Annotated in this window: 25 protein-coding genes; 2 read left to right on the forward strand and 23 right to left on the reverse strand. The window is 51.3% G+C overall.

The features are described from left to right. The first annotated feature begins 129 nt into the window (after positions 1-129). On the forward strand, positions 130-891 hold the full coding sequence (locus ABEA66_RS07140) for a sulfite exporter TauE/SafE family protein (RefSeq protein ID WP_079914421.1): 762 nt from the start codon (positions 130-132) through the stop codon (positions 889-891). On the opposite strand, the gene ABEA66_RS07145 is transcribed toward ABEA66_RS07140, so the two are convergent. The 8 genes from ABEA66_RS07145 to ABEA66_RS07180 form a co-directional block, all read right to left on the reverse strand. Continuing rightward, positions 869-1,654, reverse strand: a complete 786-nt coding sequence (locus ABEA66_RS07145) for a LamB/YcsF family protein (protein ID WP_345587028.1) — start codon at positions 1,652-1,654, stop codon at positions 869-871. The genes ABEA66_RS07140 and ABEA66_RS07145 overlap by 23 nt on opposite strands. A gap of 152 nt (positions 1,655-1,806) precedes the next feature. After that, positions 1,807-2,094 (reverse strand): CD3324 family protein, encoded by a 288-nt coding sequence (locus ABEA66_RS07150; protein ID WP_079914419.1) that lies wholly within the window; start codon positions 2,092-2,094, stop codon positions 1,807-1,809. A gap of 654 nt (positions 2,095-2,748) precedes the next feature. After that, positions 2,749-3,768: a 5-oxoprolinase subunit C family protein gene (locus ABEA66_RS07155; protein WP_345587029.1), complete on the reverse strand. Its 1,020-nt coding sequence runs from the start codon at positions 3,766-3,768 to the stop codon at positions 2,749-2,751. Continuing rightward, the gene (gene pxpB / locus ABEA66_RS07160; protein WP_345587030.1) at positions 3,765-4,688 is read right to left on the reverse strand and encodes a 5-oxoprolinase subunit PxpB; all 924 of its coding nucleotides are present in this window, start codon (positions 4,686-4,688) and stop codon (positions 3,765-3,767) included. Before pxpB ends, ABEA66_RS07155 begins: the two co-directional genes overlap by 4 nt. After that, positions 4,689-5,477: an alpha/beta hydrolase gene (locus tag ABEA66_RS07165; protein ID WP_079914416.1), complete on the reverse strand. Its 789-nt coding sequence runs from the start codon at positions 5,475-5,477 to the stop codon at positions 4,689-4,691. Between the two features lie 157 nt (positions 5,478-5,634). Then, positions 5,635-6,741, reverse strand: coding sequence for a histidinol-phosphate transaminase (gene hisC, locus ABEA66_RS07170; protein WP_345587031.1), 1,107 nt, complete (start codon positions 6,739-6,741; stop codon positions 5,635-5,637). A 344-nt stretch (positions 6,742-7,085) separates the two neighbouring features. Next, positions 7,086-7,589 carry a GNAT family N-acetyltransferase gene (locus ABEA66_RS07175; RefSeq protein ID WP_345587032.1) on the reverse strand — a complete coding sequence of 168 codons (504 nt, stop codon included), beginning with the start codon at positions 7,587-7,589 and terminating at the stop codon, positions 7,086-7,088. 59 nt (positions 7,590-7,648) lie between these two features. Then, on the reverse strand, positions 7,649-9,235 hold the full coding sequence (locus tag ABEA66_RS07180; RefSeq protein WP_345587033.1) for a bifunctional metallophosphatase/5'-nucleotidase: 1,587 nt from the start codon (positions 9,233-9,235) through the stop codon (positions 7,649-7,651). A 282-nt stretch (positions 9,236-9,517) separates the two neighbouring features. Here ABEA66_RS07180 and ABEA66_RS07185 point away from each other — a divergent pair, with 282 nt between their 5' ends. Further along, positions 9,518-10,486 carry a phosphate/phosphite/phosphonate ABC transporter substrate-binding protein gene (locus tag ABEA66_RS07185; protein WP_079914412.1) on the forward strand — a complete coding sequence of 323 codons (969 nt, stop codon included), beginning with the start codon at positions 9,518-9,520 and terminating at the stop codon, positions 10,484-10,486. 75 nt (positions 10,487-10,561) lie between these two features. On the opposite strand, the gene phnE (ABEA66_RS07190) is transcribed toward ABEA66_RS07185, so the two are convergent. From phnE (ABEA66_RS07190) to ABEA66_RS07260, 15 genes are all read right to left on the reverse strand, one after another. Continuing rightward, entirely contained in the window at positions 10,562-11,353 is a 792-nt protein-coding gene (phnE, locus tag ABEA66_RS07190; RefSeq protein ID WP_377739964.1) for a phosphonate ABC transporter, permease protein PhnE, read from the reverse strand. Beyond that, positions 11,353-12,147: a phosphonate ABC transporter, permease protein PhnE gene (gene phnE, locus ABEA66_RS07195; RefSeq protein WP_079914411.1), complete on the reverse strand. Its 795-nt coding sequence runs from the start codon at positions 12,145-12,147 to the stop codon at positions 11,353-11,355. Before phnE (ABEA66_RS07195) ends, phnE (ABEA66_RS07190) begins: the two co-directional genes overlap by 1 nt. Continuing rightward, positions 12,147-12,917 carry a phosphonate ABC transporter ATP-binding protein gene (gene phnC, locus ABEA66_RS07200; protein ID WP_192701326.1) on the reverse strand — a complete coding sequence of 257 codons (771 nt, stop codon included), beginning with the start codon at positions 12,915-12,917 and terminating at the stop codon, positions 12,147-12,149. Before phnC ends, phnE (ABEA66_RS07195) begins: the two co-directional genes overlap by 1 nt. 192 nt (positions 12,918-13,109) lie before the next feature. Continuing rightward, positions 13,110-13,913 (reverse strand): lipid II flippase Amj family protein, encoded by an 804-nt coding sequence (locus ABEA66_RS07205; RefSeq protein WP_179136281.1) that lies wholly within the window; start codon positions 13,911-13,913, stop codon positions 13,110-13,112. 226 nt (positions 13,914-14,139) lie between these two features. Beyond that, entirely contained in the window at positions 14,140-15,768 is a 1,629-nt protein-coding gene (locus ABEA66_RS07210) for a type 2 periplasmic-binding domain-containing protein (RefSeq protein ID WP_345587035.1), read from the reverse strand. An 81-nt stretch (positions 15,769-15,849) separates the two neighbouring features. Continuing rightward, positions 15,850-16,734, reverse strand: a complete 885-nt coding sequence (locus ABEA66_RS07215; RefSeq protein ID WP_345587036.1) for a carbohydrate ABC transporter permease — start codon at positions 16,732-16,734, stop codon at positions 15,850-15,852. A 14-nt stretch (positions 16,735-16,748) separates the two neighbouring features. Then, on the reverse strand, positions 16,749-17,684 hold the full coding sequence (locus tag ABEA66_RS07220; protein WP_345587380.1) for an ABC transporter permease: 936 nt from the start codon (positions 17,682-17,684) through the stop codon (positions 16,749-16,751). Positions 17,685-18,122: 438 nt separating this feature from the next. Next, positions 18,123-18,635 carry a GNAT family N-acetyltransferase gene (locus tag ABEA66_RS07225; protein ID WP_345587037.1) on the reverse strand — a complete coding sequence of 171 codons (513 nt, stop codon included), beginning with the start codon at positions 18,633-18,635 and terminating at the stop codon, positions 18,123-18,125. Between the two features lie 59 nt (positions 18,636-18,694). Next, positions 18,695-19,093, reverse strand: a complete 399-nt coding sequence (locus ABEA66_RS07230) for a DUF6843 domain-containing protein (RefSeq protein WP_345587038.1) — start codon at positions 19,091-19,093, stop codon at positions 18,695-18,697. Between the two features lie 551 nt (positions 19,094-19,644). Beyond that, complete coding sequence (locus tag ABEA66_RS07235; RefSeq protein ID WP_079914405.1) at positions 19,645-20,415, reverse strand: ABC transporter permease; 771 nt, start codon at positions 20,413-20,415, stop codon at positions 19,645-19,647. Beyond that, complete coding sequence (locus ABEA66_RS07240; RefSeq protein ID WP_345587039.1) at positions 20,408-21,391, reverse strand: ABC transporter ATP-binding protein; 984 nt, start codon at positions 21,389-21,391, stop codon at positions 20,408-20,410. Before ABEA66_RS07240 ends, ABEA66_RS07235 begins: the two co-directional genes overlap by 8 nt. Positions 21,392-21,514: 123 nt before the next feature. Next, entirely contained in the window at positions 21,515-22,321 is an 807-nt protein-coding gene (locus tag ABEA66_RS07245; RefSeq protein ID WP_345587040.1) for a uroporphyrinogen-III synthase, read from the reverse strand. Between the two features lie 271 nt (positions 22,322-22,592). After that, positions 22,593-23,675 (reverse strand): DctP family TRAP transporter solute-binding subunit, encoded by a 1,083-nt coding sequence (locus tag ABEA66_RS07250; protein WP_345587041.1) that lies wholly within the window; start codon positions 23,673-23,675, stop codon positions 22,593-22,595. 48 nt (positions 23,676-23,723) lie between these two features. After that, positions 23,724-24,533 carry a YitT family protein gene (locus ABEA66_RS07255; protein WP_377739822.1) on the reverse strand — a complete coding sequence of 270 codons (810 nt, stop codon included), beginning with the start codon at positions 24,531-24,533 and terminating at the stop codon, positions 23,724-23,726. A 13-nt stretch (positions 24,534-24,546) separates the two neighbouring features. Beyond that, on the reverse strand, positions 24,547-24,840 hold the full coding sequence (locus tag ABEA66_RS07260; protein WP_144028076.1) for a hypothetical protein: 294 nt from the start codon (positions 24,838-24,840) through the stop codon (positions 24,547-24,549). Positions 24,841-24,950: the final 110 nt, after the last annotated feature.

A 24,950-nucleotide genomic window follows, 5' to 3' on the forward strand; every position in this document is an offset into this window, starting at 1 on the left:
TCATATAGTAAGTTAGCTTATCGAAGAAAAAAATGCCATTTTCTTAAAAACACATATTGCCGATAATCTTACTAGGAATTATAATAAGGCTATAACTTTCAAAGCATTCAAATGCATGGGGTGGAAATCATGGACTGGAGCATTGCATTAATGGGGCTGTTCGTCGGCCTTTTGGTCGGCTTGACGGGTGTAGGGGGAGCTGCATTACTAACCCCTCTTCTTGTATTATTGGGGATTCAACCAACCGTTGCTGTCGCTACGGATTTGTTCTACAACTCGATTACGAAGCTGTTCGGCAGTATTCAGCATTACCGGCAAAAGACGATCAACTTCAAGGTAACCAAGTATTTGGCCTTCGGCAGCATTCCAAGCGCCATTGCCGCAATTCTGCTGCTGGAGCTGTATCCGCCGCTGCACGAGATTCAAGAGACGGTTATCAAGCATACGCTCGGCATCGTTCTGATCGTGGTCGCGATTCTGAGCATCGCCAAACAGTGGATCAGCCGCTTCAGCACGAATCGATGGCAGGAGAAATCCGACGAGGAAAAGAAATGGATGACGATCGGCATCGGTGTCGCATTGGGCTTCATCGTCGGGATGACCTCGATCGGCTCGGGATCGTTATTCGCCCTGGCCATGATGTTCTTCTTCCGCATGGGTGCGGCCGAATTGGTGGGAACCGATATCGCACATGCCTTTTTGCTGGTCTCCGCAGCCGGCATTATGCATGCAGGGTTCGGCAATATCGATTATCATCTGGCCTTCAATCTCCTCGCAGGTTCCGTACCCGGCGTCCTTCTGGGAAGCGGCCTGTCGGCAAAGCTGCCGGGCAAACCGCTGCGGACGATTATGGCTGCCATCATTCTGATCAGCGGTTTGAAAATGGTTTGAGGTTAGGCGCGCTGACGACAACGCCCTCCTGCTCCAATCGCTGCTTTATTGCTATGGCAAATTCAAGCGCATGCGGGCTGTCCCCATGAATGCATACCGTGTCGGCTGCTATGCTGATAGTACCGCCGTCGCCGGTCCATGCCAATCCATCCCTTACGATAAGGAGCGCTTGCTCCGCCGCTTCAACCGAATCCTGCAGGACGGCATTAGCCTCGGAACGCGGGGTTAATGTTCCATCCGCACGGTAGGTTCGGTCCGCGAACGCTTCCTCCGCAACCAGCAGCCCACGGCGAATACCGGCTTTGGTAAGCTCGCTTCCCGCCAATCCGAACAAAATCAGCCCCGGATCGACCCGATACACGGCTTCGGCAATCGCCTCGGCCAACGCAGAATCGGCCGCTGCCATATTATATAGGGCCCCGTGCGGCTTCACATGCCGCAGGACCGCATCCTCGGATCGGACAAACCCCATTAAGGCACCAATCTGATAAATGACCATCTCATAGGCTTCATCCGGTGTAATACGCATCTCCCTTCGCCCAAAGCCGTTCAGGTCCGGAAGACCGGGATGCGCTCCGATCGCGACGTGATTTGCCTTGCACGCCCGGACCGTTCTTCGCATCACGGCCGCATCGCCTGCATGAAATCCGCAAGCAATATTGGCCGATGTGATATAGGGCATCAGCCTTTCATCCATTCCTATGCGATAGGCCCCAAAGCTTTCGCCCATATCGCAATTGAGATCAATCCATGAAGGACTCATCGTATTCGTCTCCTTAGTTTGAAATTCCCCCTGCGGGTTGGCTCTCCAGGCAGATAACCTGCCGTGCATTGCCTCAAGAATGAAAAAAAGCCTTAGGAGGTCCTAAGGGGCTTTTTTCGTATATATGGAACCCGTTCGGCTTCCCTCGACAGCTAGTGCTGGCGGGCAACCGCAACGCGGGTTTTAACGATAATTTTGCGTATGCTGTCCTCGGACAGATGGAATTTTTGAATTAGCTCCAGAACGGTTGAACCGTTCTCATAGAGGCGGTATATTTCATGGTTGCGCCGCTGGATCGTAAGACGTGTTCCGTTGTTTTCTCCCCAGCCTGCACGCGTCTGTTCTTTTTTCGGGATATAGATAATCTCGCCCTGAATATAGTCCTGCAGCTGTTTCAGCAGACTAGGGGGAAGAATATCTTTTCCGTTTTTGTACCCCATCGATGAAATCCTCCTTCCGTGCATTAGTCGCTAGCGCCGCCGTGAAAGAGATAAGCATTTTCATCTTTACACCTCCTAAGAGTTTTACTCTGCTAAGCTTTCCACTTTCATAAAAGCCTCCGCAGAGCTTTACTCCACACAACCTGCTGTACGAGGTTGCGCCGAGTTGTTGTAAACGTCAGGGTCAATACATGAAAACAAAAAAACACGATCTGCCGTATCGTGCCTGGGAGCCATATTATATGTCATGGTTCATGTCAATGACGTCAGGTGACGGTGATGGGAAAATGCTTATTCAATTCAGCCAAAACCCTTTTTTAATAGTTGTTGTGAAGTCGAACATCGAACGCCACTCCTTTCGTATATTTTCATGATTCCATTTACTTCCTAATTGATTATACCTTATTCAAGGTCTTCATGTCTATTCGCTATTTTGGAAAAATAGAGGGAGGCTTGAAGGCCTCCCCTGGTTATGGAGCCTCTGCTTACGCAGAGACCACCTCCGGTTGTGTGTTCATTGCACTGATCACTCCTTTCCTTGAGTGTTAGCTGGCCTGCTACAATACTATTTACTCATATTTGCCAGGCTGTCTCAAGCGAAAGAATGGTTATAATGAATTTCTCCTTATGGCCTTATGATAAAAGAATAGCATCCTACGGCATCGACGCCCCTGCCTTCAGTCGGACAAGCTGCTCCAGCCGGCGCAAATCGAGCTGCTGCCGGATGTAGAGCGATTGCGCTTCCTGCAGGGTAATTTCCCGGAAGCGAACGGTTCCTCCCGGCTTCAGCTGGGCCAGCAGCGGCAGATCGGCGGCGGCGACCTGAGCGATGCGCGGATAGCCGCCCGTCGTCTGGGCATCGGCCATTAGCACAATCGGCTGGCCGCCAGGCGGTACTTGAACCGTGCCCATCGTCACGGCTTCCGAGATCATTTCACGCGGCTCGGCTTCCTCGAGCCGCGCGCCTGCCAGTCGGTAGCCCATGCGGTCCGACTGAGGGGTTATGCTGTAGGGCGTGGTGAAGAAGCTGTGCAGGCTGCCGCCTGTCATCGCTTCCGCCTCACGACCGCGGGTCACGCGCACCACCGGTTGCTCCGCATACGGCGGACGCGCGCTCGGCGCGATCGCCCACGCAGCGGGGGCGATCGGCGCCCCTGGCGCAGCCGCGGCCAAGCGGGCCGCGAGCGCGAGGGCGGCCGCCGAAGGCGTGCCAGCCTGCAGCCGGTCTCCCGGCTGCAGCGCACGCCCGGCGAAGCCGCCGAGCCGCGACGGCACGTGCGTGCTGCGGCTGGCCAGCACGGCGGGCACGGCAATGCCGCCCGCCACGGCCAGGCACGCGCGCGCCCCGCGGAGCGCGCGGCCGAAGCGCAGCACGGTGCCGCTGCGCACGAGCACAGGCCGCCAGCCGGGCAGCGGCGGCCCCTCATCGGCGCGGGCGTCCATGTCCGCGCCGCACAGAGCCACAAGGGCGTCGTCGTGAAATACGAGCGTCGCGCCCGTGAGGGTCATTTCGAGCGCAGCCGCGCCGCGCTCGTTGCCGACAAGCAGGTTCGCCACCTGAAGGGCGAACCTGTCCATGGCTCCGCTTGTCACGACGCCCACGCCGCGCAGGCCGAAGCGCCCTTCATCCTGTACCGTCGTCAGCATGCCAGGATGCAGCACCTCGATCGTCATCTCGCATCCTCCTGCTCCACAAACCTCTCCCAGACGTCACCGTCGGACGGAGCGCCTTCCAGAGCGGCAAACTGCGCTTCCGATATGGGCCTGAAACGAACCCGATCACCAGCCTGAAACAGGGAAGGCAGCGCTCTCCAAGGGTCGAACAGACGAAGAGGTGTTCGTCCGATCAGCTGCCAGCCGCCGGGGGATGCCACCGGATAAATGCCGGTCTGCATCCCGGCGATGCCCACCGTTCCTTCTGGCACAAGCTGCCTCGGATGGGCTCGCCTCGGCATGGCTAGAGACTCGTGGAGTCCACCCATATAGGGAAAGCCGTTGGTGAAACCGACCATATAGACGGTATACACTGCAGAACAGTACCGTTCTATCGTCTCTTTCTCCGTAATGCCAGCTTGGGCCGATAGCGCCGGCAAATCCGGCCCGAATGCACCTCCGAAGCAGACGGGAACCACACGAAGAGCTTGGCGTCCTTCGTTCTCCATTTCGCTTATCGTTACATCTAGCAGCTTCAGCCGCCCTCTTATCCAGCTGCACATGAGCTCATAAGGAGAAGGCTCTTTTCCGGCAAGCGACACACCCGGCTTCAATTCTCCACCCTCCACACTGCTGTGTGAAGAAGCTGTTTCCTCCCGATAAGCTTGCTTATCGATATATAACGCTACAGGATCATAATAGACGGTCACCGTCCTGTAGGCTCTGACGAATTCAACGACAGCCGGGCCAGGGTCATGCTCCAGACAGCGAATGGCTGCGCTGACGACATCCAGCATCGGTTCGCTGATTTCTCCGTCCCAACGAATGACAACCGCCTGTTCCCCAAGCGGGTACAGCTCATATTGTAGCGATTGAGCCGGATAAGTCCTCTCCACAGCGGCTTTCCGTTCGCCCCCGTTCTTCCAATCGCTTTCGTTCATCTAGAATCCGCGCTGCTTCAGCCACGATGCGCATACATCCGTCCATGCCTTGACCCCTGGCTGTTCTGCTGCCAGACCCAAGCCGTGGCGGCCGCTTTCAAAGACATGAAGCTCGAACGGCACACGATTGCGGCTGAGGGACGATGCGAACAGCAGGCTGTTCTCTACCGGTACCGAGGCATCATCGGCCGTATGCCACAAAAATGTCGGCGGCGTATCCTCCGTCACCTGCAATTCATGGGACATAAGCTCCACCAAAGACGGGTCCGGAGACTCTCCCAGCAAATTGTTCAGCGAGCCTTTGTGAGCATAGGTGCCGAAGCTGATCACCGCATAACAAAGCACTAACAGGTCCGGGCGGCTGCTTTCGCGTTCAATCGGGTCCTCTGCATCCGGACGACCGGCATCATATTGGGTACCGGCAGATCCCGCCACGTGCCCTCCGGCCGAAAATCCCAGAATCCCTACCCGATTCGGATCGATATTCCATTGCTTGGCGTTGCTTCTCACCGTACGGATCGCTCTCTGCGCATCCATAAGCGGATTCGGATGACGGTAAGGAGCGACGCGGTAATGAACGACGAAGGCGGAGATCCCTAAAGAATTCAACCACAGCGCTACAGGCTCCCCTTCGTGCTGGGCTCTACGGGCATAGCCTCCACCCGGACAAACGACGACTGCGGCTGTCGGTTCTTCTCCTTCTACAAGATATGGGACCAGAGTCGGTTTATCCTCCGGCTCTTCCCCTAGCGCGTTCGGTGTTCCGTTTGGCCATAACAGCATACTCATTCCACAGTTCCCCCTCTAAGATCATCAGGATCATTGCCTAAAAATGGCTTCCTGCTTAAATCATACTATATTGGGGGCAATTCTTGAATACTCCGGAGGCAGCAACTTTCGCTTCATTGCCGCATCGCAGCAATGCAGGCCGGACCGCAGCGATCCGCTATTCCCCCAATAAGGAAGTCAGCTGACGGATGAAGAAATCATTTTCTTCTTGGGTCCCTACAGTTACGCGAATATGCTCCGGCATCCCCCATGTGCCGCCGTAGCGTACGATCACCCCAAGCGCCATAAGACGCCCATACAGCTCCTTCGCGTCAGGGCCAAGCTTCACAAGAATAAAGTTCGTCATACTTTCGGTATAAGACAATCCCAACACGCGAAAAGCCTCGTACAGCTGTTCCCGGCCGAGGGCATTCACGCGACGGGACGCCTCGACATGCTCCGTATCTGCAATGGCTGCCTTCGCTGCCTCTTGAGCCAAAGCGTTGACATTGAAAGGCTCTTTAACCTGCAAAATGCTTGCTATGATAGGAGCAGGCGCTGCCCCAAAACCAACACGGATGCCTGCCAATCCATAGATTTTGGAAAAGGTCTGGAGCACGATGACCGGATTTCCTTCCCGTACAAACTCAAGGCCGTCCGTATAGTCTTCGGCCGAAGCAAAGTGACTGTACGCGGAGTCGTACATGACAAGCACATCCTTAGGCAATGCGTTGAGCAATCGCCGAAGATCTTCACGGGATAAGTACGTACCAGTCGGATTATTCGGCGAGCATAAGAATACCATCTTGGTTCGTTCCGTAACGGCGGACAGCAGATCCTCCACATGATATTGGTAGCTTTCGTCAAGCGGAACCGGAACAGGGACAGCTCCCATCAGGTGAGCCCCGAACTCGTATTCGCTGAATGACGGATGCGGCACGACGACCTCATCTCCCTCCTCCAAAAAAGCCTCCGCCACCAGCTTGATCAGCTCGTCGGCTCCATTCGTTACGATAAGCTGATCGGGAGTCAGCTGCAGCTGGGCAGCGATAGCCTCGTTCAGCCCCTTGGTGCTCGCGTCCGGATAACGATGAATTTCCGGCAAGTAGGCAATTATCGCCTCTACCGCCTTGGGGGAAGCCCCAAGCGGGTTTTCATTGGATGCCAGCTTGATGACCTTATCGATGCCGAGCTCTTGCTGTACTTCCCATATCGGCTTGCCGGGAGAGTACGGCTTCATATGATTCAATGCCTTGCGCGCTTTCACTTGAATGGTTGGGTTCATGGTACACGATCTCCTTATCGTTTACTTTATCACTACAATTCGATAATACATTAATACATTAATCTAGTAAAGTGTCAAATCAAAAAAAGACTTCCTAAGAAGTCTTCACGTTTTTGAAAAAACCATCTTACAGGAAAAATACGAATGGTGATAGGTGGGGTGTCCCTCGTAGGAGCGATAGCGTCCGCCTTTGTTCGCGGAAAATAACCGCTGTAAAGTGATATAATCAAAATTTTCCGGGAACAACAGCGGCCGGAGGGGGATACCCCACCGGGTTACCGATGCTATTTTTCAAGTTTCACAGGTTTTTCAACAGACTTGGACTTCCTAAGAAGTCTTCCAATCTATACTCGAATCGATAGGAAATCCTCATCCCAGTAAGCTCCGTCGATCTTTAACGCTTGTTTTTCCGTCGCGTAGCATACGAAGCCCAGCGATTCATAGAGCCGTTTGGCCGCTTGGTTGCTGGAGATAACCGTCAAATGGACTCTTTCCAAGCCCGCACAAGTCTTAGCCTCCATCAGCAGTGCCGATACCAGTGCCTGACCCAGCCTTTGTTTACGGTATTCCGGAGCTACATACATGGCGTATAGATTCGCTTTATGCCTGAGCTTCGGATTGCTCTCACGGACCAATGTCACTACACCGGCCAGTTCCCCTTCGTCCGAGAAAGCCCCCATAGTAAACTTATCGGCGGTAGGCTGAAGGTTATGACGAATGGTTTCCAGCGGCTTCGTAATTTCTAGCTCATAAGTAGTCAAAAATGCATCCGGATGCTCCTTAAGCGACCTGAGTCTGATGTCCCTGTACCGCTCGGCATCGGCTGGCATCAGCTTGCGAATCACCATTCGTCCGACCTCCTTTTTTTCGCGCTTCTCGTTATACAAATTGCAGGGGAGTGGACCACTCAGTCCCAAATAACCTCCCAATTGGAGTTCAAGGAAGCCTCGATCGTTCCTCTCTCCATAATGTAGGTGGCTAGCAGCTCCGCCATATCTGTCGGAATGTCGCGTACGACAGGCTTGCCTTGGAACATTGTATAATTGCCGCCGCCGCCCGCGCGGTAATTGTTCATAACGACATCATACTGGGCGTGCATATCCAGCGGCTTGCCATGATACTGCAGCATGACGACGCGTTCCCCTTCCGGACGGGAAATGTTGAGCTTATATTCAATGCCTTCCCACATGTCGTAATTGTAATGCTGCGGTTTAGGCTCGCTGAACGAAGGGTTGACCTTCACTGACTCGCCGTCATACGTTTCAAAATAGGAGGCCGAGCGTTCCAGCGCGTCCTTGATATCCTGTCCGCTGATTCTAATGACCTGGAGCGTATTAGGATAAATATAATTCGACACGATGTCGCGCATCGTAATATCCGGCGGGAACCCCGGAGCTATATTATCGAACAATGCCGTATTGGAGATCGGGGCGCCGGATAATTCCATCTGCACTTTGTTAATAAACTCGATCAGCGGATGCTCCTTGATCCGTACTCCCATGTGATCTGTTACTCTCATATCCCCAAGCAACTTGCCGATAGGTCGGTCCAGCCACTCCTGGGTCAGCGCTTCATGCGGGGCAACGATGTCGAGCAGAGTGCTGTCCGGCTCCACTCCTTCAGGCGAGAGCAGCCCGGAGGACGACTGCGTGATGCTCCATTTGCCATCCCGCTTGGTCAATTGAAGCTGCACTTTTCCGAGATACGTCCCTTGGCTGCCCGGCTGAACTACGGTGACACCGTTGATCTTGCAGTCCGCTATCGTACGGTGCTGATGCCCGGTGAGCAGCACATCGATTCTCTGGACATTTTGGCACATGGCATAGCCTTCATTCTCCCCGGTCAAAGGCTCGGTCGGCTCGCCCGACACCAAATTCCGTTCTAAGCCCCCGTGATAGGAGACGATCATCACATCCGGCTGTTCCTCCTTCCGTATTTTCTCCACCCATTTAGTGCAAGCCTCGAACGCATCTTCAAAGTGCAGGCCTGCGATATGCTCCGGCTTCTCCCAATTAGGAATGTAGTGGGTAGTAAGCCCAAGGACCGCAACGCGAATCCCTTCCGGAAGCTCGATCAGCCGGTACGGCTTGCCGAAGAACGGCTCCCCTGTCTTGGCATCGACAATATTGGCGCTTAACCACGGAAAGCTCGATTCCCGCACCACCTTTTGAAGCAGCTCCAGTCCATAGTTGAACTCGTGGTTTCCCATAACAGCCGCGTCGCAGCCGATAGCATTCATACAGCTGATCATCGGATTCGGGGCTTCCGCGTTCAGCTTGGCATGGTGATAAGCAAGGGGGGTCCCTTGGATCAAATCTCCATTATCTATGTAGATGACATGTCCCCCGTTCCGCCGCTCCTTATTTATTAAGGAAGCAAGCTTGGCTAACCCGAAGGAAGTAGGCTGGTTATTGGCGTATTGGATAGGCAGCAAAGCCCCGTGCACATCGCTCGTTTCCAAAATCGTTATCGTGCAGGTTTGTTCGTTTGTCATGGGAAAAGAATCAACTCCGTTATCTTTTTTCTGTTTTCTCCAAATTAGGATGAACCTTGCCAGGCTTCAAAATTCCAATAGTCTACGGCGGGTCTCGCGGCAAAAAAAATGGAAGTGCTTTCAAACCAACCATTCGTACCGGTTCATTTCATTACGACCTATTTTAACAAATTTTTTGGCTGCCAAGGTACTTTCTTAACATTTTTTTTACTGTAGAAATGGACATATTATGCTATAGTAGATCATGGATTCCATTCCATATTTAACGGGAGGTCAAAAAAAATGCTTAAAAAAGTAGCGGCAATCAGCTTATCGCTTCTGCTATCTGCAGGTATTGCAGCGGGCTGTGCTAAGAAAGATCAAACTCCGGCTGCACCTGCGCCAACAGACAAAGGAAAAACGGAAACAGCAACAAAGGGTTATGTTCCTAAGGAGCTGACGGTTCAATTCGTTCCTTCCCAAAGCGCAGAAACTTTGGAAGCTAAAGCGAAGCCGCTTGAGAAACTGCTGGGAGACAGACTCGGTATTCCTGTTAAGGTTTCTATCTCCACTAACTACAACACGATTATCGAAGCTATGGCTTCCAAGAAAGTCGATATCGGCTTCCTTCCTCCAACCGGCTATGTATTAGCCCACGATGAGAAGAAAGCGGCTGACTTGCTGCTTCAAGCACAACGTTACGGCGTTGACGACGCTACAGGTCAAGAAGACAAAACGAAGCTTGTAGATTCGTACAAATCTATGATTATCGTGAAAAACGATTCCCCAATCAAGACTATTGCTGATTTGAAAGATAAAAAAGTCGCTTGGCAGGACGTTACTTCCTCCGCCGGCTACATCTACCCGGGTCTTGAGCTTAAGAAAAACAAGCTCGACCCTGATAAAGACGTAAAAGGGATCACCGTTAAAGGTCATGACAAAGGCGTTCTGGCTGTTCTGAATAACGAAGTGGACGCAGCCGCCATTTTCCAAGATGCCCGTACAACGGTAATGAAAGACGTTCCAGACGTATTCTCCAAAACACGCGTGTTGTTCTTCACCGCTCCAATCCCTAACGATACAATCAGTGTTCGTAACGATATGGATCCGGAATGGCGCAAAAAAATCGCGGATGCGTTCATCGCTATCGGTAAAGACCCTCAAGGTCAACAAATCATTTATGATGTTTACTCCCACCGCGGCTACACAACTTCCGACGACTCCAAATTCAACGTCGTTCGTGATGCTAACAAGCAAATGGGCGGTAAGTAATACAAGTACAAAGAAGTGGCCAGGAATTCCTGACCACTTCTTTTTTTGCCTTATTTGGTTTCTTGCTGATGCTTATTACACCAGTTTCTTACGAATATAACCGGAAATAATATCGATCACCGTTACCATGACAATAACGCCAAGCAGGATAATGCCGACCCGAGACCAGCTGCGGGCTTCCAAAGCGAAGATAAGCGGCGTACCGATACCACCGGCACCGATAACCCCCAGGATGGCAGCGGAACGAATATTGATTTCGAACCGATACAATGCGAAGGAGAAAAAGTCCGGAAGCACCTGCGGAATGACCGCAAACCACAGCGTTTGAAGCCTGTTGGCACCGCAAGCAACAAGAGCCTCCTGCGGCCCCCGATCCAAATTCTCGATGGCCTCCGAATACAGCTTACCCAGCATCCCGATAGAGTGAACCCCCAGCGCGAGCGCACCGGCGTAAGATCCTGGACCTACCGCTTTAATGAAGATGATTGCCATAACCACCTCAGGGAAGGTACGGATCAAGCTCAGCATAAACTTCCCGCTGCCTACCGCCCAGCGCGATTTGCCCTTGGCCGTAGCGGCCCAGAATGCAAAAGGAATACAGAGAACGGCCGAAATGAATGTACCCAGGATGGCGATCGCTACCGTATCCAGCAATCCGCGAAGCAGGTCCTCCCCTTCAGGTAAATAGACAAAGCCCCAATCCGGATGGAAAATGCCTTTGAAGATCGCCTTCGATACTTGACCCGCTGTTTCTTTAATGCCCGTAAACTCGATGCCCTTAAAGGCCCACACCAAAATAATAATGACAACGATCCAAATCGACCAATAACGAACTCGTTCGCCGATGTTCTTTTTATCCGTATTCATCATAGCAGCTTCTCCCGTAACTTAGTACTAATATAATCAATCACAAGCACGACCACGAGCGTGAACAAAATGATCGTTGCTGCCTGATCATAACGGAGACGGTCCAATGTTCTTTGCAGAATCAATCCGATACCGCCGGCTCCGACAAAGCCCAAGATCGCAGCGGCACGCACATTCACTTCGAACGTGTAAAGCACGTAGGCGGCAAACTGAGCCGTGACCTGCGGCACAACCCCAAAGTTGATCCATTGCAGCTTGTTGGCGCCGACAGCCGTCATAGCCTCCAAAGGGCCGGGGTCAATGGATTCAATCGATTCGTAAGTCAGCTTGGACACTAAACCGAAGGAGAAGAACGCAAGAGCGATCGTTCCTGCCAGCATCCCATAGCCTACGATAGCAGCAAAGACGCCTGCATACATAAGGTCTGGAATGGTCCGAACCAGGTTCAGAATGAACCGGGCCAGGGCGCTCAGCACAGGAATTTGCGTTACATTGCGTGCTGCCAAAAATGCGACGGGAATAGAAAGCAAGGAACCTACCACCGTTCCGATAATAGCCATTCGAATCGTTTCTATCATCGGGTCAATGACCGTACTCAGGTAGCTCCAATTGGGAGGATACATCTCCTGGAACAGCTTTCCCATCTCGGGAATACCTTGAATAAGCTCTACGAGAGAAGCGTCCGTTCGAATTGCGCTGCCGAACAAAAGCAGCAGAATGAAGATGACGGAAAGGGCAGGCTTTAAAGACGAAGGCTTTTGAAGCTGCTTCCCGCGTTGCTCGGATGCGGTCATTAGCCTTCCACCCCCAGCAGCTCGTCTTTCTTGATCGCGCGGCCGTAGATTTCCGAAAATTTCTCGTCGGTAGCTTCCGAAACCGGTCCGTCAAACACGACTTCCCCTGCCCGCAAGCCGATAATTCGAGTTGCATACTCTCTCGCCAGGTCAATGAAGTGAAGGTTTACAATCGTAGTGATGCCAAGCTCCTGATTGATCCGTTTCAAGTCATCCATAACCTGCCGGGTCGTCAATGGGTCCAGGGAAGCTACCGGCTCGTCAGCCAAAATAATTTTGGCCTCCTGTGCCAAAGCGCGGGCAATGGATACACGCTGCTGTTGGCCGCCGGAGAGCTCGTCTGCGCGGGCGTATGCTTTCTCGCGAATGTTTACGCGCTCCAGCGCTTTGAGGGAAAGCTCAATATCCTCTTTGGGAAACAGACCAAGAATGGTTCTAAATGTAGAGTGATAGCCCACCCGGCCGGATAGAACATTACGCAAAACGGATACCCGTTTGACCAGGTTAAAGCTTTGGAAGATCATACCGATATCGCGGCGCATGCGGCGAAGCTCAGCCCCACGGGCAGCCGTGATGGACTTGCCGTCTATCAAAATTTGACCGTCGGTAATTTCATGCAGCCGGTTCATCGAGCGCAGCAGCGTCGATTTTCCTGCACCGGACAGACCTACGATAACGACAAAATCACCCGGTTGGATGGTGAGGTTAATATTTTTTAAACCTACGGTACCATTGGGATAAACCTTGGAAACATTTTGAAATTCAATCATAGGATAGGCGTTTCTCCTCTAGTATAAAATGACTAACATTCGATACATTCGACATGAAAGCCCGTATTCCTTTTTTCCATTGAAATCTATATATTTCCTCAATATTGTCTGCTCATTTTCCCCCAATTCCCATAAAAAATACGCCTCTCCAAGCGTCTTGGATCAGCGCATCAACCGGTACTTTCGGCCTATTTATGAAAAGAATGGAACCATCCACTGAATGAGCATCGTACAGGGAACCAGCAGCAATTGAGCAAGCCATGTGCCGCAAAACCGCGAAAACATCAGCCACCCGTACATTTTGCTGATGGAGGCCATGCTGGCCTTTCCGGTCATTGCCCGATCGGTCAGCAGAGCGACCTGCGGGTCGACCAGCAGGGTCATCAGGATCGTTGCGACGCCGTTCACGAGGCCCGACGACATGGAGGCGGCCGTACTGTGCCCGGGGCTAAGAAACGAAGCGTACAGAGCCGACAATACCCCGACGGTATAAAAGCCGGTGACGAACATGTTCAGCAGCAGAAGACGCTTCGGCACCCCTCCGACACGAAGGCGGGAAATCATCTCCCAGGTCGGGAGCTTGAACTGGCGGCCTGCGTATTTCAAGCTGCGAAAGGATACGGAATCCAGCACCAGGCGGGGCAAGGACCCCGTCACTTCTAGCCGGGCGATCAGCTTCACCGCTATACGGACCGCTGTAGGGAATAACAGAATGGCCAGCAGAGTGCCAAGCGACGCACCGGCGATCATGATGTGCATTTGAGCTTCCAGGGAAACGCCGGGATCGCGCTTGGCCTGATCGATGACGCCTCCCATCATGGGGCCCTGGATAAGATTGGACGTGCGTGAGAGCAGCACGATCATTCCCGTCAGCGACAAGGCGACGGCCAGCTTGCCTGTCCGAACGCCAGCCAGCCGAATGCTGTAAGACAACGTTTCAACCGCATGGATGATCAGCGTTAACACTGCCACCCAGATTACTTTGTCCAAAATCATGCCATCCCTCCAGGCATTTTGCCGATTCCGTCCATTCTATTAAGAAGCCATTGGCCATTCAACAGAAGAGTCACACAAACAGAATCTCCGTCGTTAAGAATGATCTTACACTATACGGTACGAAAAAAAACAAGAAAAATGGCGTTGAACAACAATCGGTTTTGCAGCGTAAAAAACGTGAAACCCTCCAGCCGCTTTGAGCGTGGAGGGTCTTCCGAGTCTAGCCTTATTTGCTTTTGTTATAACGATCGTAAGCGGCCTTGTACGTTTTCAAATATTGGTCGACACCCATGCCATTGACCGTTGCCACATATTTATCCCACTCGTCGAAGGAGGCGGCGCCGGTAATCAATTTGGATTCCATCTCGCCGATATACGTCTGAATATCCGAGCCTTTGGTGCTCATGTACTCGTTCTCCGCATCGGTGAAGTTGAAGTTGTACCATAGATCCTTGATTGCATAAGGCTGAGCTTTCTTCCCGGCCTCTATCGATTCCGGCAGCGTCTCCGAGCCTTTGAAATATTTCTCCTGCACGTAGCCCGGATAGCTTCCGCCCATCCACGTTACATACTTCGTTAACGCCTGATCCATCGTCAAACCGTTCGGATTTTTCTTGATTTCATCGATGTATTCGAGCTTGCCGTCGGCCGTTTTGGTGTAGCTTGTCCCTTCGACGCCCATGAAATAAAACTGTGCACCTTCGTCGCTGAAGAAGTGGTCCATCCACCGGATGGTAGCCTCGATATTTTTGTTCTTATCCGTTATGACAAAGGCACCCGGCCACACCATCGGAACTTTGATGTGCGTGTACATCTGGTCCCCATGAGGTCCTTTCAGCGCGCCGAGTCCAAAATAGCCATCCCCGTTGAACTGGGTCTTCGGATTCGGATTGATCGTCGAGCCGAGCACGTTCTTGGCTCCCTTGGCATAAAGCGCATTGCCGTTCTGCGTGAAAATATCCTTGTCGATCAAGCCTTCCATATACAGCTTGTTGACATATTGCAGCACTTCCTTGTAGTTCTGGGTCAAACGGAAGAAGCGAAGCTCGTTCGTCTTCGGATCCACATCGACGAATTTATGCCCCAATCCTCGATTGCCTACGCCCCATGCTCCCTTGATTTGATCAATCAACGGACCGATGCCGGTACCGCTGTATGGAATTTCGTCCGGCTGACCGTTCCCGTTCAGATCCGTCGATTTCACGGCTTTCAGGTACGCGTACAGCTCCTCCGTCGTCTGAGGTTCTTTCATATTCAATTTTTCAAGCCAATCCTTCTTGACCCACAGCGGCGTACCGATCAGCATCGGCAAAAATTCCGGGCTGTAAAAAGAAGGGAACGAGTAAATATTGCCGTCCGGCATCGTCAATGCTTTGCGCAAGTCCGGATATTTATCCATCAGCTTCTTCAGGTTCGGCGCATAGTCGTTGATGTAGTCGTTCAGCTTGACGAATACGCCTTGGCTGCCGTATTTCATCAGATCCGACGCGGGAACGCGTGCCGAATAGAACGCATCGGGGTAATCGCCGTTGGCCAGCGACAGGTTCCGCTTCTCCGTCAGGCTGCTGAAGGGAACGAACTGGAAGTTGACCTTCACATTCGACATCTTGGCGTATTCCTTCCACACGAGCCTCTCTTCGAAGCTGTTGCTGCCATTCGTATCGGCAAGTCCCGTGAAGAAGGTCAGCTCGATCGGCTGGTTGACGATAGGCAAACCGGTCTTGTTCACGTTGGTGGCTGCTGACTCCTTGCTCTCTGCCTGCTTGCCTGCATCCTTCGTATTGCTGCAGCCCGCCGTAAGGCTTACGGCCACAGCCGACGCCACTGTCAGCGCCGTTAGTTTCGTCCATTTCATCCGTATAGTTCCTCCCCGTTAATCTTTTCTCTATATGCCAAAAGGGAACCTGTCCCTTAAAAGCCTTGGTTGAATATGCATTCACCCTTTAAGCGCACCGATCATAATGCCTTTTACAAAATATTTTTGCAGAAACGGGTACAGCAGCAGGATCGGCAAATTCGCTACGACAACAACGGCATATTTGACTGCCTCCTGATCCATGATCGTTTTGGCGTGCGAGCTGTCCCCTACATTGACCATGTGCTCCATTTCACCTTGAACGAGAATTTCCCTGAGAAGCAGCTGCAGCGGATACAAGCTGCGATCCGTCAAATAGATCATGGCATTAAAGTACGCATTCCAGTGCCCGACCGCATAAAAGAGTACCATAACCGCCATAATGGGCATCGACAAGGGCATCACGATCCGCCACAGCGTCTTCCAGTCCGAGCAGCCGTCAATAGACGCGGCCTCCAGAATTTCTCCGGGAATGCTGCTCTGGAAAAAGGTGCGCATAATGATGATGTTCCAAACGGAGACGGCCCCCGGAATGATCAGCCCCCACATGGAATTCAGCATTCCGAGCTGCTTGACCAGCATATAGGAGGGGATTAAGCCGCCGCTGAAAAACATCGTAAAGACAAGCATCGCCGTGATGACGTTGCGTCCGTAAAAGCTTCTTTGCGAGAGCGGATAGGCCGCCATAATCGTCATGACCAGATTGATAGAGGTGCCTGCCGCCGTGTAAATGATCGTATTCAAATAGCTTCGAAGCAAATCCTGGTTTTCCAGCACCTTCTGATAGCCGACAAAGCTCAGGTCCTTCGGCCACAGCCACATCTCCCCGTTCAATACGTTCTCGGGATTACTGATCGAGGCGCTGAGCACAAATACGAGCGGATACAACACCACAACGGTGACTGCGGCTAACAATGCGTAAACGAACGCTTCGAACCACTTGTCTCCTAGACTGTTAGTTGCCATGAGGCTCCTCCCCTTCACCATAAGCTGGCCTGATTCACAGCCTTAGCGATCCGGTTCACGGTCAGCAGCAGGATAAAGTTAACAACGGAGTTGAACAGTCCCACCGCCGCAGCGAAGCTGTATTGCGAGCCAAGCAGCCCGCTACGGTATACATAGGTAGAAATCACATCCGAGCTTTCGTTATTGAGCGAATTTTGCATCAGGAACACCTTCTCGAATCCGACCCCCATCAAGCTGCCGATGTTCAGGATCAGCAGAATGACGACCGTCGGCATAATGCCGGGCAGATTAATGTGCCAAATGCGCTGCAGCCGCGTTGCCCCGTCGACCTTGGCGGCTTCATGGAGCCCGGGATCAATGCCGGCGAGAGCCGCCAAATAGATGATCGAGCTCCAGCCCATTTGCTGCCACACACCGGATAAGACATAGACCGTTTTGAACCATTCGGGCTTGGTCATGAAGGATATCGGCTCGCCGCCGAAGGCTTGGATCATCGTATTGACGATACCGCTGGTCGGAGACAGGAACATGATAACGAGACCGACAAGCACTACGGTAGACAGAAAGTGCGGCGCATAGGTTACCGTCTGCACCCATCTTTTAAACCCGCTGTGCCGCACCTCATTAATCAGCAAAGCAAGCACGATCGGCACCGGAAACCCGACGGCCAGCTCGTATAAGCTAATGCCGAGCGTATTTTTCAGCAGCCGCCAGAAGAAGTAGCTGTCGAAAAATCGGAGAAAATGCTTAAATCCGACCCAAGGACTGCCTCCGATCCCTTTGGTAGCTATAAAATCCTTGAAAGCGATCTGTACTCCGTACATAGGAAAATAGTGAAATACGATGAAATAGACCAGCACCGGCGTGATAAGCAAATAGAGCTGCCAATGGCGGATGATCGCCTTAAGCGCCCTGCTCCGATGCTTATGATTGCTTGCCGCCGTACCCAGTACCCGGGTTGGTTGTACATGTTCCAAGCCTCTTCCCCCTTTTGCCAAAAAACCGTTAACCGTTGGGATAAGCAAATAAGACCCTGGGAAATCAAAAGTAAACAAGCTGTTTTCGTACGAAAACGCTGCGCCGGTTTCCTTTTGGGTTTTCTCAGAGTCTCCACCCAATCGTTTGTTTTATGAAAATTTGAAATGATTGTCCAAGATGAGACTCGCTTCCTGACGATTCCCTTTGGAATCCGTTACGCCTTGTTCTCATTCCCTGTAGTTCAAGCTTACCTCCGGATCGTTATCGGAATATTAGGCCCGTGTTAATAAACGGTAAAGATAGGTTTTTGCCTATCAATGATAATTGAGTTAATAAGTCTACATAGGGCACAAGCCAATTCGAAACAATTAGAAGTAACAGGGCGGGGAAGAAAAGGATCCGGTTTGAAATCAAGGAAATCTGCATTCCCGATTGCCGCGACATTCCATCCTGAACTGAGTAAGATCAAGTTTCATCTCCACAAGATCCAAACCTGGAGCAAAACCGTTCTGGACAATACGTCCTGCAATGAATCCGAAACGTTCGAAGAAACCGCGACTGTATTGTGAAGTCTCGATCTTCACCGAGGCAAACTGCGATTCGACCGCAATTCGACGCAGCCGCTCGGCCAGAAGCTGACGGCCGATTCCGCGGTGATGAACATCCCGCAGGACCATGCCCCAGCAAAGCACCGCAACAGTATAATCTTCTTTATTTGCCGCGTAACCGCCACAAGCGACAATTGCGCCTTCGTCTTCTTCCACGACGAAATACGGCACCTTCAGCTCATTGAGAAAAGAACCAAAATCTTTACGCTCCTCATATGCAAAGTAAAGCGGAGTGTTACTATCGAATATAGCCTCGCAAGCTGCCCGATCTTCGGCCTGATAAGGACGCACATGATATTGACCGTTTTTATTCATCTGTTTATCCCTCCGTTTATTCCCCCGTACCTCCGTTGCGGCGCAAAGCTAACGGAGCTTCAGGGGCGTTTTTGCTTCGCTTCTCGCCATTGTTCTTCCGTTCCTACAAAGAAGGTAAGTTTTTCAGGAATTTTTTCCGTTTGGCCATCGGATCCAACTTTCCCTCCCCCAGATGTACCTTGATCATGGATCATTGGCACATTTGTTGGAACTTTAACTTGTCGACCATCTTGCTCAACATAAAATAAAACCATTGGCCCTGAAACATTCTTGCTTGAAGTCATTACTTTCCCAGATGGCGGGACCTCATAGATTAAAGTGCCACCCTCTTCTTTTAAAGCAGGAGAACCGGGTTGTTCGTATGTAACCTCAACCCATCCTGTAAACCCTTTTGTCAATAAGAACTTATGTGTAGGATTCTCTGTGGATTGGTTTAATAAAAAAAGTCCGACTGCCACAATGCAAACCGTTACTATTGCAATGATGAATATAATAAAAAAATTGGAATATCTCCCCCTTATTTAACATAATTTCATCCTTTCCTTAGCGAATTACCACTTAGTATATCGAAAGCTTACAGTGAATGGAATTCTTCGTCACGATGATACTTTACAAATTCCAAGATAATTTGAGCCCCCGCCTCCTCTTTCGGCATGTGAATGAACTTGCTAACGTGAACCATATCACTTATAAATAGTTCAACGAACTGCATCATAAGAGCAATAACACAGTAGACTATCATCGAAAGTAATAATAGTACGACTCATATCATCTTTGATTTCCCCATGGTTTGGCCATTCGAATTTGAAGAAAAACCCCCACACCTAATGATGTGGGGGGCGGAACAAGTAATATAATTTTACCCATATACGTTACCAGCACCCTATTAGGTGCCGATGATATTACTTCTCTTCTTTAATATAGGTATTGCCATATAAAAACAGCCAGGGCATTTACGCTTCAAGAGCGCTGTTTGCCTAGCTGCTTTAAACAATGTTATGGAGTCAAGCTAACCCGCTACGTCCCTTTTGGTAAACAGGAGCCAGGACACAGCATAGAACAATAGCCAGTAAAGAATAAGCATGGTAACGGAAAACCCCAGCGTCATGCCGGCAACCGGAGGTTTGCCCCCCAGCAGATAAGGCGATAAGTTCGTATTCGCGAATAGGATGTATTTGACCCAGGTATATTTGAACTGGGCGAGCACCATCACGATCGTATCGGCCGTAGGCATTAAGCAGATGGATAACCCGATAGCAAGCGAGCTGCTGCGGAAGGCGGCCGAAATCATGAATGCCAGCGTCACGTACATGAGCTGGTCAATCCACTTGATGCCGTAGGCCTGCATAATGCGCGGGAAGGACTCCGCATCGGATGCAGCTCCGCTCAAGCCGAAAAACAGCAGGCCGACAAAATAGGAGATGATGAGCAAAAACAGCGTAAAGGCGGTTAATGCAAGTACTACGGATACGTACTTGGAAGCCAAAATTTTGCTTCTTGTTGCCGGGCGGATAAGCAGGAGCTTAATGGTCCCCCATGTAAATTCGGAAGCAACGATATCTCCCGCGATAATAATCGAAAACAGGAACACCAGCCAGCTTAAGCCCGTGGACATCACCATGAAAGAGAATGCATGGTCTATTCCGCTCTCAATGACATATTTGAGCATAAACGCCATTGAAACGACGAAAATCAGAATGATTCCGAGCATGATCCATGTGCGAAGCCGGCTGTATATTTTCATTTGTTCGTTTCGGACGAGATTCAAAAAATTAGACAATCTGATTCCCCCTTGTTACCTCCAGGAACTGCTCTTCCAGAGATTTGTTCTGGGTACGGATTCCGTATACGCGAATCCCTGCAGAGACCAGACGCTCATTGAGCTTGGCAATCTCCTCCCGGCTGCCGAGCTGTACCGTCAAGATCCCGTCCGTCTTGGCAGAAGCTCCTTCTTCGGCACCGCCGTTCTCAGACGGTGAGGCTGCATACGGTTGTACGTGCCCTTCTCCTAACAGATCGGATGCCGCTCTCGCCGCCTCATCCGGACGGTCAACCTCCAGCACCACTTCCAGCATGCCGGGCCCCGATGGTGCCTCCTTGAAGGATCGGACATCCAGCAGCCTTCCGTTCTGAATGATGGCGACCCGGTCGCACATCAGCTCCATCTCCGACAGCAGATGGCTCGATACGATAATGGCGATGCCTTCCTTCTGCGACAGCTGGCGCAAATAATCCCTCAGCTCTCTTATGCCTTCGGGATCTAGGCCATTCGTCGGCTCATCCAAAATCAATACGGAGGGACGGTGCAGAATGGCTTGGGCTACGCCCAAACGCTGCCTCATCCCGAGCGAATAGGTTTTCACCTTGTCGTGAATTCGGTGCTCCAGCTTAACCAGCGAAATCACTTCCTGCAGCCGCTCTTCCGTAATTCCCGGAATCATCCGGGCAAAATGCTGCAGGTTCTGGTAGCCGGTCATAAACTTATAAAATTCCGGATTTTCTACAATAGCGCCAACATGCATCATCGCCTCTTCAAACCGGCTCTTGATGCTGAGGCCTTTGATCAGCACTTCCCCGACGGACAAGGACATCAGCCCGACCATCATCCGAATGGTCGTTGTTTTGCCGGCCCCGTTAGGCCCGAGGAAGCCAAACACTTCTCCCGGAAGGACATCAAACGATAAATGGTCGACAATCGTCTTGGAGCCGATGCGTTTGGTTACATCTCGAAGCTGCACTACAGGAATGGTATTCATTAGGCCTCCAAAAGAAAAAAAGAATGGCCGCACATGGCGGAGTCACGGCAAAAAAAGGTATGGTCACTTTGTAGGAAAAGTATACCATACCCTTTAGTTTTGACCAAACCATGCGGCGCAATACTATTCTTGCTCGTAATACTGCGCCAGAGCAACCATCATGCTGCCCATTCTCTCTTCCTCAGGCGCCACGACCCGCTCGATCCCCTCATCACGAAGCGCTTCGGCCGTCACCTTCCCGACGGCTACGGCTACCGTATTCTCCCGGAAGGCCTCGAGGATCGACTCCTCCAGCCCCTTTTCCCGAGCGTAGCGCATCAGGAAGCGAACTTGCGGGGTGCTTGTGAAGGTCACCGCATCCACTTCTCCTCTTACGATCTCGGTGAGAAGCGTATCCACCACACCCAGCTCAGGGGGAACGTGCAAATAAGGCAGGATTTCATAATATACGGCTCCCTGCTCCTCGAGCCAATGGACCAGCTGCGGAGCATGATCGCCGTACAGCTGGAGCGCTACGCGCTGCCCTTGCATCGGATACGGCTGAAGCGCCCGTACGATTCCTCTCGTCGTTCCGTCGTCATCCCGAACCTTGGGTGTCAGGCCGAGCGTTTTTAAGTATTTTACCGTTTTATAGCCGCGGGCGGCGATATTCGTTTGGTGCAGACAGTCCAAGAATGCATCGGCCACACCGATGCTCTCGGCCGTTTGGTACAACAGCTCCGTACCGGCTCCGGTGGTGAAAATAATCCAGTCGCTGCCTTCTTCCAGCAGCTTCTTTAACTGGGCTCCCACCTTCTCCTGCTCAAGCGCCACTGTGCCTTGCGCCGGACGTACCAGCGGGACGCCTCCCATCTTCTCGACGATCACGCTCATTTCCGCGGCCTTTCTCGGCCCGGTGATCGCTATCCGTTTCCCTTCCAACCTGCGCATCTCTTCTCTCCCTGTTCTATCTATTATTGCGTTATTTCATATCGAATTAGTTGTACTATATCGCAGAAGTTCGTTATTTACAACCAAAAACTGCTTATCAAATCCATAAGCAAAGCTTATGCTATGTTAATTACGTATATTTTGACAGAAATTAAAGCATAAAGTTCAGGTATAGGGCTTGCAGCGGGCCCTGGATTCCATACCTTTCGCGGAAGCCCCAAAAAAGCCAGCCGACAGAGCGGTCTGACTTTTTGCGGTACGAGGGCTGAACCTATGAAGCTGCCGGCGCCGGAGCATATTCGCTGTATTTTTGCTGAAGCTTCCTGATCTTCTTGATAAGCTCAGTCCCGATATAAGATTCATACTGGGTATAGATCGGCTCCCATGCGTTCATCCACTCTTTACGCTCCTCCGGGCTCAATGTGTATATCTGTATCCGGGATTCGTTCCTGATTTCCTCAAGCTGCTTTTGATTCATTAGAATGGCGTTCTGGTTGGCCCATTCCGTCGTCTCCTCCATTGCCTCTTCAATCTGCTGCTGTATGTCAGCGGGGAGCTTCTTCCAGAATGTCCGGTTCATCAGGACGGCATAGCCGAGATAACCATGGTTGCTGATCGTCAAATACTTTTGAACCTGGTAAAACTTTTTCGTGTAAATATTGGAGATCGAATTTTCGCCACCATCCACAGTGCCGTTCTCAAGATTACGGTACACTTGATTAAACGGCATCTCCGTCGTCCGCATATCAAACAAACGAAATTCTGCGTCCAACAGCTTGCTGCGCATCGTCCGAAAATGCTGACCCCTTAGGTCCGAAGGATGAACGATCGGCCCAATGTTACTTGTAAACTGCTTGAATCCGTTGCCCCAAAACGCCATGCCCACCATGTTAACCCGCTCCAGCTGTCCGAACAGCGTCGATCCGATCTCCCCCTGAAAGGCTTCCTGCACCGCTTCATTGGTTGGAAAAGCGAAGGGCAAATCGAGAGCCATCCACGATGGCAGCAATTCCGACAGGTTCGGGAAGGACGGAGCGATCATCTGTACGCTGCCCTGCTGCAGCGCATCGATCTCATCCACCTCCGAATAAAGCACCCCGTTCGGATAAACCTCTACCTTGACACGATCGTTTGTCTTCTCCTTCACCAGTCTTGCAAATTCCTGAGCAGCCAGCCCCTTGGGGGTATTCTCCGCGACGACATGGCTGAACTTGATCACAAGCTGGGTATCGAACCCTTCCTGCTCATCATCATAGGCAGCCGGCGCTTGCGACAGCATAGGGTAAAACCCTATCAGCACCGCCGCAGCCATTCCCGCGGCAACCATCAGCGCGATACTCCAATAGGATCTCATGATGCGACTCCTTGCTTCCCGTTTTAGATACGATAGACCTCTGCTTCGCTAGTGAATATCCTTTTTCTTGAACCGACCGCCCTTGACGTCATGGATATTGCCGATGGCTAAGAACGCGTTCTGGTCGTGGTCCTCTACGATCGATTTCAGCTTGGCTTCTTCCAGCCGGGTAATAATGCAGAAGATGACCTTCTTTTCCCCGCCGGAAAATCCGCCTTCCCCGTTCAAATAGGTTACGCCCCGGCCCAGACGGCTGAGCAGCGCATCCCCGATAGCCTTGTAATTATCGCTGATGATCCAAACCGATTTGGATTCGTCGAAGCCTTCAATGGTGATGTCGATCATTTTATAAGCAATATAATAAGCGATCAAGGAGTACATGGCATGATCCCAGCCGAACACGAAGCCTGCGCTGCCGAGAATAAACAGGTTGAAGAACATGACGACTTCGCCTACGGAAAATGGAGTTTTCTTGTTGAGGAGAATTGCGACGATTTCCGTGCCATCGAGAGAGCCGCCGGAACGGATTACCATCCCTACGCCTATCCCGACGATAATACCGCCGAACACTGCCGCAAGCAGTGGATCAATAGTAAGCGGTGGCACAGGATGAAGCAGCCATGTCCCGACGGACATGAAGAATACGCTGATCAAAGTGGAAATTGCGAAGGTTTTTCCGATTTGCTTATAGCCTAGAAACAAAAACGGCATGTTAACCAGCAGTAAAAAGACACCAAGCGGAATTCCGGTAAGATGGGACAAAATAATCGATATCCCTACGACACCGCCGTCAATAATATTATTCGGCACTAAAAATATTTCTAGTCCTACAGAAACTAAGGCTGCCCCCAGGAGCATGAAAAAAGCTCTTCTAATTAGTTGGAGCCGAGTGGCCCTGGAGTGATGCGGAAGTGTGGGCTCCGATTGATTTTTTTGCACAACGTTCGCTGACATTTCCTCTTCCCCCTTCGATTAGTTGGTCGGTTAAATCGAACTCAACCGCAAGCTCCCAAATAATCATGTCTGTTGCTGCAAGCTGACCGCGGATAAATTCCTTTGACTGTTCAAGCTCATGGAGCTCCAACTGCCTTATCAGCGCTTGCTTGCGCACGAGCAACCGATCAAGATAATGTTCGATTTTGGACTTGCGGTACGTTTCCGCCATAACGTTGTTACCCCTCCCGGTAAGAATGATTGTTTCTTCACACTATAATTGTATTCATTTGTATACAAAAAATCAAAAAAATCAGCAAATAAATGAACTGCCAAGTTTAG

This window comes from Paenibacillus vulneris, from assembly GCF_039543185.1.
GTDB classification, from domain to species: Bacteria; Bacillota; Bacilli; order Paenibacillales; family NBRC-103111; genus Paenibacillus_S; species Paenibacillus_S vulneris.

What these genes read in the sequence shown, in the direction of transcription:
- ABEA66_RS07140 (WP_079914421.1), top strand. Translation starts at nt 130, where the DNA reads ATGGACTGGAGCATTGCATTAATGGGGCTGTTCGTCGGCCTTTTGGTC.
- ABEA66_RS07145 (WP_345587028.1), bottom strand. Translation starts at nt 1,654, where the DNA reads ATGAGTCCTTCATGGATTGATCTCAATTGCGATATGGGCGAAAGCTTT.
- ABEA66_RS07150 (WP_079914419.1), bottom strand. Translation starts at nt 2,094, where the DNA reads ATGGGGTACAAAAACGGAAAAGATATTCTTCCCCCTAGTCTGCTGAAA.
- ABEA66_RS07155 (WP_345587029.1), bottom strand. Translation starts at nt 3,768, where the DNA reads ATGACGATCGAGGTGCTGCATCCTGGCATGCTGACGACGGTACAGGAT.
- pxpB (WP_345587030.1), bottom strand. Translation starts at nt 4,688, where the DNA reads ATGAACGAAAGCGATTGGAAGAACGGGGGCGAACGGAAAGCCGCTGTG.
- ABEA66_RS07165 (WP_079914416.1), bottom strand. Translation starts at nt 5,477, where the DNA reads ATGAGTATGCTGTTATGGCCAAACGGAACACCGAACGCGCTAGGGGAA.
- hisC (WP_345587031.1), bottom strand. Translation starts at nt 6,741, where the DNA reads ATGAACCCAACCATTCAAGTGAAAGCGCGCAAGGCATTGAATCATATG.
- ABEA66_RS07175 (WP_345587032.1), bottom strand. Translation starts at nt 7,589, where the DNA reads ATGGTGATTCGCAAGCTGATGCCAGCCGATGCCGAGCGGTACAGGGAC.
- ABEA66_RS07180 (WP_345587033.1), bottom strand. Translation starts at nt 9,235, where the DNA reads ATGACAAACGAACAAACCTGCACGATAACGATTTTGGAAACGAGCGAT.
- ABEA66_RS07185 (WP_079914412.1), top strand. Translation starts at nt 9,518, where the DNA reads ATGCTTAAAAAAGTAGCGGCAATCAGCTTATCGCTTCTGCTATCTGCA.
- phnE (WP_377739964.1), bottom strand. Translation starts at nt 11,353, where the DNA reads ATGAATACGGATAAAAAGAACATCGGCGAACGAGTTCGTTATTGGTCG.
- phnE (WP_079914411.1), bottom strand. Translation starts at nt 12,147, where the DNA reads ATGACCGCATCCGAGCAACGCGGGAAGCAGCTTCAAAAGCCTTCGTCT.
- phnC (WP_192701326.1), bottom strand. Translation starts at nt 12,917, where the DNA reads ATGATTGAATTTCAAAATGTTTCCAAGGTTTATCCCAATGGTACCGTA.
- ABEA66_RS07205 (WP_179136281.1), bottom strand. Translation starts at nt 13,913, where the DNA reads ATGATTTTGGACAAAGTAATCTGGGTGGCAGTGTTAACGCTGATCATC.
- ABEA66_RS07210 (WP_345587035.1), bottom strand. Translation starts at nt 15,768, where the DNA reads ATGAAATGGACGAAACTAACGGCGCTGACAGTGGCGTCGGCTGTGGCC.
- ABEA66_RS07215 (WP_345587036.1), bottom strand. Translation starts at nt 16,734, where the DNA reads ATGGCAACTAACAGTCTAGGAGACAAGTGGTTCGAAGCGTTCGTTTAC.
- ABEA66_RS07225 (WP_345587037.1), bottom strand. Translation starts at nt 18,635, where the DNA reads ATGAATAAAAACGGTCAATATCATGTGCGTCCTTATCAGGCCGAAGAT.
- ABEA66_RS07240 (WP_345587039.1), bottom strand. Translation starts at nt 21,391, where the DNA reads ATGAATACCATTCCTGTAGTGCAGCTTCGAGATGTAACCAAACGCATC.
- ABEA66_RS07245 (WP_345587040.1), bottom strand. Translation starts at nt 22,321, where the DNA reads ATGCGCAGGTTGGAAGGGAAACGGATAGCGATCACCGGGCCGAGAAAG.
- ABEA66_RS07250 (WP_345587041.1), bottom strand. Translation starts at nt 23,675, where the DNA reads ATGAGATCCTATTGGAGTATCGCGCTGATGGTTGCCGCGGGAATGGCT.
- ABEA66_RS07255 (WP_377739822.1), bottom strand. Translation starts at nt 24,533, where the DNA reads ATGCTCCTGGGGGCAGCCTTAGTTTCTGTAGGACTAGAAATATTTTTA.
- ABEA66_RS07260 (WP_144028076.1), bottom strand. Translation starts at nt 24,840, where the DNA reads ATGGCGGAAACGTACCGCAAGTCCAAAATCGAACATTATCTTGATCGG.